Annotated in this window: 4 protein-coding genes and 1 pseudogene; all 5 read left to right on the top strand. The window is 35.1% G+C overall.

Features of this window, described 5'->3' with window-relative positions; genetic code table 11:
• Window positions 1–229: pseudogene (locus EWV84_RS05455) on the top strand (glycosyltransferase family 2 protein); the annotation flags it as partial.
• Window positions 230–261: 32 nt separating this feature from the next.
• Window positions 262–702 (top strand): methyltransferase domain-containing protein, encoded by a 441-nt coding sequence (locus EWV84_RS05460; RefSeq protein WP_287076966.1) that lies wholly within the window; start codon window positions 262–264, stop codon window positions 700–702.
• A 386-nt stretch (window positions 703–1088) separates the two neighbouring features.
• Window positions 1089–1736 carry a glycosyltransferase gene (locus EWV84_RS05465; RefSeq protein WP_287076969.1) on the top strand — a complete coding sequence of 216 codons (648 nt, stop codon included), beginning with the start codon at window positions 1089–1091 and terminating at the stop codon, window positions 1734–1736.
• Between the two features lie 335 nt (window positions 1737–2071).
• Complete coding sequence (locus EWV84_RS05470; RefSeq protein WP_286823651.1) at window positions 2072–2365, top strand: hypothetical protein; 294 nt, start codon at window positions 2072–2074, stop codon at window positions 2363–2365.
• Window positions 2366–2436: 71 nt separating this feature from the next.
• A complete protein-coding gene (locus EWV84_RS05475) occupies window positions 2437–2682 on the top strand; it encodes a PIN domain-containing protein (protein WP_287076971.1) in 246 nt (81 codons plus the stop codon).
• Window positions 2683–2799 lie beyond the last annotated feature (117 nt).

Raw genomic sequence — 2799 nt, forward strand, 5'->3', positions numbered from 1 at the left:
TCCTAATGTAAATTTAGTTAGTAATATTGGATTTGGTGAAGGTGCTACTCATACAAGCAGCAGTAAAAGTCGAGTTGCAAATCTTCCTGTTAAAGAAATGAATTTTCCGTTAAAACATCCCCCATTTTTGCTGCGCCATGTTGAAGCGGATGATTTTACTCATAATAATAATTATGCTTCAAATTTATGGCTTCGTTTCAACAGTAAAATTAAGCAAATCCTAAATTAATTACTCTAATAGTTGAGTCGATTACAGTACACATGAACGGCAAATGTCCAATTTGTCAATCAGACAGAGAAAATATTTTTAGAGCCAAACTTTTGGGAAAATATGAAGTTGACTACTTTTTTTGCCAAAATTGTGGTTTCCTGCAAACTGAGAAACCATACTGGTTAGAAGAATCATATCAAAGTGCCATAGCATCTACAGATACAGGATTAGTAGCGAGAAATATTGCTATATCCAAAAAATTAACTTGTGTTTTATATTATTTATTTGAAAAAAATGGTAAATATTTAGATATAGCAGGTGGCTATGGACTATTAACAAGGTTGATGAGAGATGTAGGGTTTGACTTTTACTGGTCAGATTTATACTGTCAAAATATATTCGCAAATTATTTTGAAGCTAGTAATACAAACAATGCTTTTTCGGCAGTTACTGCATTTGAAGTTCTTGAACACGTGTATGATCCTGTATAATTTATATCTAAAGCACTCGAAGATACAGAATGCAAAACTTTTATCTTTTCAACTCAGCTTTTTGATGGGCTTCCTCCAGCACCAAATGATTGGTGGTACTATGCCCATGAAACAGGTCAGCACATATCTTTTTTTCAGCACAAGACTCTCGATTTCTTAGCAAAACAAATGTCCTTAAATTTTTATTATACTAGCAATTATGGTTTGCATATCCTTACTGACAAAACGATTAATAATCGATTATTCAAGATTTTATCTGGAAGGCTTTCTAAGTTGTTATATGAATATATTAGTAAACGAATGAAAAGCAAATTATTTTCAGATAGAGATATTATTTTAGACCAAATTTAAACAAAATAGATCACATAAACCAACGAATTAATGTAATGAAAATTGTCTATGACCATCAAATTTTTAATTTGCAAAAGTATGGTGGAGTTTCTCGATATCTTTACGAGTTATCCACACGAATGGCAAACTTCGACGATTGTGAAGTAAAAATTCTGGCGGGTTTATATATAAATGAATATTTAAGGCATTGTCCTCCTAATTTGGTTGATGGATGGAAAAGACCATCAATACCTAAAACAACTAGGATTGTAGATTTTATCAACGCTCTAATATCTAAAGTCTGGATAAAATCTGATACTCCTGATATTCTTCATGAAACATACTACGCTTTTAATAGCATTGCTGCTAATTCATCTAAAACTAAAAGAGTAATTACAGTACATGATATGATTCATGAAAAATTCGCTGATTCTGCTCCCAAATGGATCAACTTCGCTCCTAGATTACAAAAAGACTTTTCCTCTATTAAATTACAATCAATTAAACGAGCAGACCATATCATATGTGTTTCTAAAAATACGAAGAAAGATCTGATAGATATTTTTGATATTGGTACTCAAAAAATATCTGTTGTCTATCATGGTTACTCTCTAAGTTATGAGCCTTCAGTAACTTCTAAATTATATAAGCAAAATTCTTATCATCCTTACATTCTCTATGTTGGACAGCGAGAATGGATATAATAAAAATTTAAATAAAGAGATAAAATTTTTGTGCATTCATTGTCAGGGAGGGGCTAAAGGCGTGATGAGATTTCTGTATTATAAACAATTAAGAGATTTTTATTATATTGGAAACCTTGTTCGAGTAACTAAAGGAAAAATGAAGCTCTTAATCAAAAAGATTATAAGTAATAAATGAAAATAATAAAATTTGGAAGGATGTTGCAAATGGATGGTATTTTCTTTAAACCAGATTAGATTTTTAATCTGGTAAAACATGAGCAAAGTTATTTGTTGATATCCTTTCTCAAATAGTGCTACACTATGTACACAATGCGTACACAACGAGAGAGACTATGGATAAGCATGACATTGAGAAAATTGGGGTGCGAGAATTTCGGAGCGAACTCCCTAAATACATATACGGTGAGACTCCCGTTGAGGTACTACGTCACGGTCATACTGTTGGGTTCTATTTCCCCGTTAAACAGGGGAGTAAAAGCGCCGATATCGCTGCCTTACAAGCGGTGGCCGCTCAATTTGAGTACCTGTTAAGTCAAAAGGGAATTTCCGAAGACGATATTGTTCGTGAGTTTCGTCAGATGTGTGAAGCGGACAGAGCCAATCAGAGAAAGGATTTAGACGGGTGAGACTCAAATTCGTCGTTCTCGACGCTAATATCATCATAAGAAGTGTATTCGGGGTGAAGGTGGGGAGGTTGATGCAATCTGTCGGCGACAACGCTTGTTTTCTAACTCCCGATGTCTGTCTTGAGGATGCAGAAGAATACATTCCCAAAATAGCCGCTTGCAAGGGACTTGATCTGGCACTTGTCAGAGAAGGATTCGGCCGCATATCGAGCATTGTAGAGGTTGTGCCAGCTTCGCTCTATAGCCAATATCAATCAGAGGCCATAAAACGCATAAAACAAAGAGATATTGTTGACATCCTCACCGCCGTAAACTGACGGTGATTCCCAAACCTCACGATTTAGGTTTCTGCTTCTTTCCCTTGCGGGGTTCCGCACCTGCCTTAACAGATTTACTCTGTTCTGGTCTTATGGTCGCTCTACAGACTGACACCG

This window comes from Microcystis sp. M_QC_C_20170808_M3Col, from assembly GCF_007095505.1.
Taxonomy (GTDB): Bacteria; Cyanobacteriota; Cyanobacteriia; order Cyanobacteriales; family Microcystaceae; genus Microcystis.

What these genes read in the sequence shown, in the direction of transcription:
- EWV84_RS05465 (WP_287076969.1), top strand. Translation starts at nt 1,089, where the DNA reads ATGAAAATTGTCTATGACCATCAAATTTTTAATTTGCAAAAGTATGGT.
- EWV84_RS05475 (WP_287076971.1), top strand. Translation starts at nt 2,437, where the DNA reads ATGCAATCTGTCGGCGACAACGCTTGTTTTCTAACTCCCGATGTCTGT.
- EWV84_RS05470 (WP_286823651.1), top strand. Translation starts at nt 2,072, where the DNA reads ATGGATAAGCATGACATTGAGAAAATTGGGGTGCGAGAATTTCGGAGC.
- EWV84_RS05460 (WP_287076966.1), top strand. Translation starts at nt 262, where the DNA reads ATGAACGGCAAATGTCCAATTTGTCAATCAGACAGAGAAAATATTTTT.